Source organism: Cellulomonas sp. GbtcB1, assembly GCF_019091725.1.
Classification (GTDB): domain Bacteria; phylum Actinomycetota; class Actinomycetes; order Actinomycetales; family Cellulomonadaceae; genus Cellulomonas.
This window is the reverse complement of the sequence record NZ_JAGXJG010000372.1, coordinates 1-251: the sequence shown is the minus strand read 5'-3', so window position 1 is coordinate 251 and position 251 is coordinate 1. Positions and strand designations below refer to the sequence as shown.

The following is a 251-nucleotide window of genomic DNA, read 5'->3' as shown; positions in this document are numbered from 1 at the left end:
CGGCGGTCCCGTCGACCGCGGTGATCGTGTCGCCCGCCGCGAGGCCAGCCTGCGCCGCCGGGGTGCCGTCGATCACGCCCGCGACGGTCGCGCCCGCGCCGGTCGAGCCCGTCGCCCCGCCGCGGCCGCCCAGACCCGGGACGGTCGTGGTGGCGCCGGTCGCCAGCTGCACGCCGAGGAACGCCGGGTAGCCGAGCGCGATCGTGTCCGAGTCGTGGCCCCCGACGATCTGCGTCGCCACGCCGAGGGGG

The 251-nt window shown here is 79.7% G+C and carries 1 protein-coding gene; it reads right to left on the bottom strand.

Going from position 1 to position 251, the window contains the following annotated elements; genetic code table 11:
* A partial coding sequence (locus KVT14_RS23590; RefSeq protein WP_308161188.1) for a PDZ domain-containing protein occupies positions 1-241 on the bottom strand: 241 nt, incomplete at its 3' end.
* Between the last annotated feature and the right edge of the window lie 10 nt (positions 242-251).